Below are 5364 nucleotides of genomic sequence, written 5' to 3'. Positions count from 1 at the left end.
GGTCTGGAGCATTGGCAGTTGGCCAAGACCCTGGGCCTGTTTGAAAGCGAGCGCTCCGTGCGCATTGCCCAAAGCCGGTTCATCACGCTGCTGGGCCTGGGGGCGCGTCTGGAACGGGCTTTGATTCAGTTCATGCTGGATCTGCACGTCAGCCGGGGCTACGTGGAAGTCCTGCCACCGGCCCTGGTGAACACCGCCAGCCTCACCGGCTCCGGCCAACTGCCCAAATTTGCCGAGGAGAGCTTTCGTTGTGCGGACGACGACCTCTGGCTGAGCCCCACGGCGGAGGTGCCCCTCACCAACCTGCATCGGGACGAGATCCTGCCGGCCTCGGATCTGCCCCGCCGTTACGTGGCCTACAGCCCCTGCTTCCGTCGGGAAGCAGGCAGCTACGGCCGGGACACCCGTGGCCTGATTCGCCTGCACCAGTTCAATAAGGTGGAGCTCTACTGGTTCTGCCATCCCGATAGCTCCGAGGCGGCCCATGAACAACTGACCGCCGATGCGGAGGCGGTTCTGCAAGCCCTGGACCTGCCCTATCGGGTTGTGGAGCTCTGCACCGCCGATCTGGGATTTTCCGCCTGTCGCACCTACGACCTGGAGGTGTGGCTGGCTGGAGCAGGGGTGTATCGGGAAGTCAGTAGCTGTAGCACCTGTGGGGATTTTCAAGCGCGCCGCTCCTCTATCCGCATGAAGGACGGCAAGCGCAATCGCCTCCTCCACACCCTCAACGGCAGCGGCCTGGCTGTTGGCCGCACCATGGCCGCCCTGCTGGAACGGCGCCAGCAACCCGACGGCTCCGTGGCCATCCCCCAGGCGTTACAGCCCTACATGGGTTGCGCCGTGATTACACCTCCATCAGCCCCAGAATAGCGTCACAGCGCTGGCGACATCGGGCCAGGTCGGCAGCGGAAGCAGGGTCCGCCGTCGGGTCGTAGGGCAGAAGTCGGGCCAGCCGTTGGGACCAGTGGCCCCCCTGGAAGCGTTGGGGAAAACAGCGCCGTAACAGGTCCGCCATGGCGGTGACAGCGGTTGACGCCCCCGGCGAGGCCCCCAGCAGGGCCGCCAGGCTGCCGTCGGCTGCCGCCACCACCTCCGTACCCAGCTTCAGTTGCGCCCTGCGGCCGGGCTCCCGTTTGATGATCTGTACCCGCTGACCCGCAACGGCCAGGCGCCAGTCCTCCGGTTGCGCCTGGGGGAGAAAGCGGCGCAGGCTGGCAAGCCGTTGCCCGGGGTCTTGGCGCAGTTGCTGCAGCAGATAGCCCACCAAGTGACGTTCCCGCAGCCCCACCCCCGCCATGGACAACAGATTATGGGGGCGCACGGAGGCGGGCAGGTCCCACAGGGAGCCGTGTTTCAAGAACTTGCTGCTGAAACCCGCATAGGGGCCGAACAACAGGCCCCGGTGGCCGTTGATCCAACGGCTGTCCAGATGGGGCATGGACATGGGGGGGCGCCCACCGGCGCCCTGCCATAGACCTTGCCCCAGTGGCGGCCAACCAGGGGCGCCGTTTGGCAGATGAGCCACTGGCCACTGACGGGGAAGCCGCCATAGCCCCGGGCCTCCGGCAGGCCGGCCTGTTGCAGCAACAGCAGGGTGCCCCCACCGGCGCCAAGAAACACGAAGGGGCTATCCACCTGCACCCTCTTGCGGCCATGGTCCACGTCCAGACGCCAGCGGCCATCGGATCTACGGTTCAGGCGGCGCACCCCGTGATTGAGGCGCAACTCCACCCCAGGCTGGCGCTGAAGCCAGGTCACCAGGGACTCGGTGAGGGCGCCGAAGTCCACGTCCGTGCCCCGTCCATAGCGGGTGGCGGCCATCACTTCCCCGGCCGGACGACCCTCCATCACCAGGGGCAGCCAGTCCCGCAGGGCGCCGTGATCCCGGCTGAAGGCCATGCCTGCAAATTGGGGCAGGGCGGCCATGGACTGCTGCCGCTGCGCCAGGGCAGCCACGTCATCCTCGCCCCACACCAGGCTGTAGTGGGGCGCCTGGTGAAGAAACGTCCCGGGACTGCCCAGCGCCCCCTGCTCCACCAGCGCGGCCCAGAATTGCAGACTCTGCTCGTAGCCCCCGTTAATGGCCAGAGCTTTGCGAAGATCGGGCCGGCCGCGACTGTCCATGGGGGTGTAGTTCAGTTCGCAGTTGGCCCCGTGGCCGGTGCCGGCATTGTTGAGGGCGGCGCTGCTTTCGGCTGCAACCCGCCCCAGCCGCTCCACAATCAACACCGTGAGTCCCGGCTCCAGTTGCTGGAGCAGCGTCGCCAGGGTGGCGCCCATGATGCCTGCTCCCACCAGGACGGCATCCGCCTGGATTCGCTCCACAACTCCTTCGCAAAGGGCAGAATGGCGCAACCATGCTGTTGCCGCCGTGATTCATATTTTGGCAGCCCTGGCTGTGCTGGGGCTGCTGATTGCCATCCACGAGGCGGGACATTTTCTGGCGGCTACAGGTCAGGGAATTCGGGTGAGCAGCTTCTCCATCGGCCTGGGGCCGAGGCTTGTGGGTTGGCGCCGCCGGGGGGTTGAGTTCGCCCTGCGGGCCATTCCCATCGGCGGTTACGTGGCGTTCCCCGATCCCGAGAGCGAAGAGGGGATTCGTCCCCAGGATCCCGATCTGTTTCAGAACCGCCCCCTTCCCCAGCGGGCGCTGGTGATTGCAGCAGGGGTGCTGGCCAACCTGATCTTTGCCTGGGTGGCGCTGCTGGCCCAGGGGGCCGTGTACGGCGTGCCCGATGGGGTCGCCGCCGCGGCGGGCATTGTGGTGACGGGAGTCAGTCCCGGTTCCCCCGCTGCCGTGGCCGCTCTGCAACCGGGGGACCATGTTGTGGCCGTCAACGGCCAGCCCCTGGGGGAGGGGAATGAGGCCGTAAAAAACCTGATCACGGCCGTGCAGACCCGGCCCGGATCTCCCCTGACCCTCCAGTTGGAGGGCGGCGCCGGTTTAGAGGAGCGTCAGGTGACCCCCCGCCTTGACGAGGAGGGGACCGGCCGCATTGGCGCCCAGCTTCAGCCCTATGGGACAGGCCGGTATCGGCCCGTGGAGAACGTGGGGGAATGGCTGACCACGGCCAGCCGGGGCTTCTGGACCATCACAGCCAATACCCTGGCGGGTTACGGGCAACTGCTGACCCATTTCCAGGCCACGGCCCGGCAACTGGGGGGGCCTGTCCGCATTGTGGAAGTGGGGGCCCAGTTGGCGCAGCAGGGGGGAGCCAGTCTGCTGTTGTTCACGGCCTTGATTTCCATCAACCTGGCGGTGCTCAACGCCTTGCCCCTGCCCGCACTGGATGGGGGCCAGATGCTGCTGCTGCTCTGGGAAGGGCTGCGGGGACAACCGCTGCCGGAACGGTGGACCCAAGCGGTGAACCGCCTGGGATTCGCCCTGTTGCTGGGGCTGGTGGGTGTGCTAATGGTCCGTGACACATCCCAGCTTGGCATCTTCAAAGCGTGGTTGAGCAGCTAATGCCGGTGGCGGAGAACCGGGACTGGCCGCCCCGCCCCCAGCGGGCGGCGCTGATCCTTCAGCACTTGGGCCAGCTTTATCCGGAAGCCCGCTGTTCACTGGATTGGCGCAATCCCTTCCAGTTGCTGGTGGCCACCATCCTCTCGGCCCAATGCACGGATGAGCGGGTGAACCGGGTGACGCCGGCCCTCTTTGACAGGTTCCCCGACGCCGCCAGTTTTGCCGCCGTGGAGCCGGAGCAGGTGGAGCCCTATGTGCGCTCCACGGGGTTCTACCGCAACAAGGCCCGCCACATTGTGGGCGCGTCACGCCTGTTGCAGGAGCGCCACCAGGGCCGTGTGCCCAAGACGATGGAGGCGCTTCTGCGATGCCCCGGCGTGGCCCGCAAAACAGCCAACGTGGTGCTGGCAACAGCCTATGGCCTCAACGTGGGCGTCACGGTGGACACCCACGTGCGGCGTCTCAGCAACCGGCTCGGCCTTGTGGCGGCAACGGATCCAGCCCGCATCGAACAGGAACTGATGGCCTTGCTGCCCCAATCCGATTGGGACCTGCTCTCCATTCGCCTGATTTTCCATGGCCGCGCTGTGTGCAAGGCGCGGCGCCCGGCCTGTGGACGCTGCGGCCTGGCTGAACTCTGCCCCTCCTATGGGGCGGCGCCGATGAGGCGTTGAGCCGCCAGGGGAACACCCCAAGCTTTGACGGTGAGCCGGTTCACATGGTTCGCGCAATGGTGCGGAGCTTGCAGAGCGCCCGCTGATTGACCCGGTACGCATCCTCAGGTTTGATGGCCAGACGTTTGGCAATGTCCTGGAACGTGGGTCGCCGATTCAGGCAGTGGCGTTGCCGCACCACTGCCCATTCCCGCTCCTGCAACCGAGCCGTGGTGACGAGCGCCGCCAGGTAGTCTCTCTCCTGCGCCTGCATCAACGTATCCATGGGCTGGGGACGCTCGTCAATGAACGGATCAAGGGAAGCCCGGTCCCCGTCACCCTCCATGTACTGCTCAAGACTGACCGTGCGGAGCAGTTGGGCGGCGTGGAGCAGTTGGCGGATCTGGCTTTCGGTTTCCTGACTGATCCTGGCCAGTTCCGCCACAGTGGGTGATCGCCCCAGCTTGTCGGACAGGCGCTGGGCCAGCATCGCCAGGCGGACCAGGCGATCCGCCACGTGTAACGGCAGACGAATGGTGGGTGCTTTCTGGGTGACGGCCCGTTGTAACGACTGTTTAATCCACCAATAGCTATAGGTGCTAAAGCGATGCCCCTTGGAAGGGTCAAATTTCTCCACCGCTCTCTGCAAACCCATTGCCCCCTCTTGAATAAGATCCTCCAGAGGAAGACCACGGGTCCGGTATTTTTTCGCCAGATGGACCACAAGCCTGAGATTGGATTGAATCATTTGCTCCTGGGCCTGAATCCCTGACCTGCGCAACTTGGCTGGCGCCAAGTTTAGACCACCAGGATAGTTTCGCCATGTGCAGATGACCTGGCCCAGGCTGACTTCCTCCTCAGGGGACAACAGCCGGAACTGAGAGATTCTCCGAAACATCCATGAGAAGACCGTTGTTTCAATGGCCATATGATCCATAATGGAGACTTCTGGGTTGTTCCGGGTTTCTCCCAATCTACTGTGTGTCATGGATGGGAAGGAGAGGATTCAAGCTGCGGTACACACGCCCGCTTCACCAGTGCGGGGCGGCAGATTGTTTTTCCTTGTTTTTCCACGGTGCGGGGTTGTCGGCAATGGGGTGACCCGCCCCGGGCGGCCCGCCGTAGCTTGCGCATGGCATTTTGCTCGATCTGACGGGTACGCTCACGGCTGAGGCCCAGATTTCCGGCAATCCCTTGAAAGGGCAGAGGTTCATGGAGACAATGGCGCTGCCTGACCACCTG

At 65.0% G+C, this 5364-nt stretch carries 5 protein-coding genes and 1 pseudogene; 3 read left to right on the top strand and 3 right to left on the bottom strand.

The features are described 5' to 3' along the window. Nucleotides 1–873 (top strand): serine--tRNA ligase (gene serS, locus BG35_RS0105975; protein ID WP_025782114.1); only part of this gene is annotated, 873 nt, incomplete at its 5' end. Here the strand turns inward: serS and mqo are convergent. Next, nucleotides 848–2283, bottom strand: a pseudogene (mqo, locus tag BG35_RS10580) (malate dehydrogenase (quinone)). The gene serS and the pseudogene mqo sit on opposite strands and share 26 nt — an antisense overlap. Nucleotides 2284–2374: 91 nt before the next feature. On the opposite strand from mqo, the gene BG35_RS0105965 reads away from it, so the two are divergent. Together BG35_RS0105965 and nth are read left to right on the top strand one after the other, a co-directional pair. Beyond that, nucleotides 2375–3469, top strand: a complete 1095-nt coding sequence (locus BG35_RS0105965; protein WP_308417021.1) for a M50 family metallopeptidase — start codon at nt 2375–2377, stop codon at nt 3467–3469. Further along, the gene (gene nth / locus BG35_RS0105960) at nt 3469–4143 is read left to right on the top strand and encodes an endonuclease III (protein ID WP_051506170.1); all 675 of its coding nucleotides are present in this window, start codon (nt 3469–3471) and stop codon (nt 4141–4143) included. Before BG35_RS0105965 ends, nth begins: the two co-directional genes overlap by 1 nt. Before the next feature lie 40 nt (nt 4144–4183). On the opposite strand, the gene BG35_RS10575 is transcribed toward nth, so the two are convergent. Further along, the gene (locus BG35_RS10575; RefSeq protein ID WP_161632553.1) at nt 4184–4918 is read right to left on the bottom strand and encodes a sigma-70 family RNA polymerase sigma factor; all 735 of its coding nucleotides are present in this window, start codon (nt 4916–4918) and stop codon (nt 4184–4186) included. 188 nt (nt 4919–5106) lie between these two features. Next, a partial coding sequence (locus tag BG35_RS12090) for a sigma factor-like helix-turn-helix DNA-binding protein (RefSeq protein WP_269087824.1) occupies nt 5107–5364 on the bottom strand: 258 nt, incomplete at its 5' end.

This window comes from Candidatus Synechococcus spongiarum SH4 (assembly GCF_000586015.1).
GTDB classification, from domain to species: Bacteria; Cyanobacteriota; Cyanobacteriia; order PCC-6307; family Cyanobiaceae; genus Synechococcus_B; species Synechococcus_B spongiarum_F.
The sequence above is the reverse complement of the archived record's forward strand: the minus strand, read 5'-3'. Positions and strand labels throughout refer to the sequence as shown.

Bases quoted from the DNA above. Each gene is read 5' to 3' on its own strand.
- nth (WP_051506170.1), top strand. From the start codon at position 3,469: ATGCCGGTGGCGGAGAACCGGGACTGGCCGCCCCGCCCCCAGCGGGCG.